Source organism: Pseudoalteromonas sp. Z1A8 (assembly GCF_011378855.1).
Lineage (GTDB): Bacteria > Pseudomonadota > Gammaproteobacteria > Enterobacterales > Alteromonadaceae > Pseudoalteromonas.
The window spans coordinates 1-959 of record NZ_WTLB01000122.1; the positions used below are offsets into that span (position 1 = coordinate 1).

Annotated in this window: 1 pseudogene; it reads left to right on the plus strand. The window is 40.7% G+C overall.

Going from position 1 to position 959, the window contains the following annotated elements:
- Positions 1–153: 153 nt before the first annotated feature.
- A pseudogene (locus GQR55_RS19955) lies at positions 154–959 on the plus strand (IS3 family transposase); the annotation flags it as partial.

The window sequence follows — 959 nt, forward strand, 5'->3', positions numbered from 1 at the left end:
TTTCTCCATAGCTATTTTCAATTTCCCAGCGTTCGAAATAGACATCAAGAATGGCCTGCGCACCAAAAGCCTGTTTATCATCCGGTAATCCCCCCGAAAAATAATAGAAGCCAAACGTAGAATTTTCTCTTATTGTAAACACAGGAGAAAATTATGAAAAAAGCACATTTTACAGGCAGTCAAATCCTCGCTATTTTGAAGCAAGCCGAAAACGGTGCGCCAATCCCTGAGCTATGCCGTGAATATGGTATGGGCAATTCAACCTTTTATAAATGGTGCGCTAAATACGGCGGTATGGATGCGTCTTTAATGACACGAATGAAAGAGCTTGAAGATGAAAATCGCCGTTTAAAGAAAATGTATGCTGAAGAGCGGCTAAAATCTGAGGTCATTCAAGAGGCAATGGCAAAAAAGTGGTAAAGGCTTCTGAGCGCAAAGTATTGGCACACGAAGTCGTTAGCACAAATAAAATGAGTATTTCCTTAGCCTGTCGTACTTTCATGATAAGTGAAACATGCTATCGCTATACGCCAAAACTGTCTGATGAAAATGAGGAAATTGCAGCGTTGTTATTGGATTTAAGCCAATGTCAGCGTAATTGGGGATTTGGTTTATGTTTTCTATATTTACGCAATGTTAAAGGCTACACATGGAATCATAAGCGCGTTTATCGTATTTACCGTGAGCTTGAGTTGAATCTGCGAATAAAACCTAGAAAACGTCTAACAAGGGAGAAGCCTGAACCATTAGCTGTACCTGAGGCCATTAACGAATGTTGGTCAATGGATTTTATGCACGACCAATTATCTGATGGCAAAGGGTGTCGCTTGTTTAATGTGATTGATGATTTCAATCGCGAAGGACTTACAATAGATGCTGACTTATCACTCCCCGCTGAGCGTGTGATCCGCTCGCTCAATCAAATTATAGAATGGCGTGGTAAACCAAAAGCTATCAGG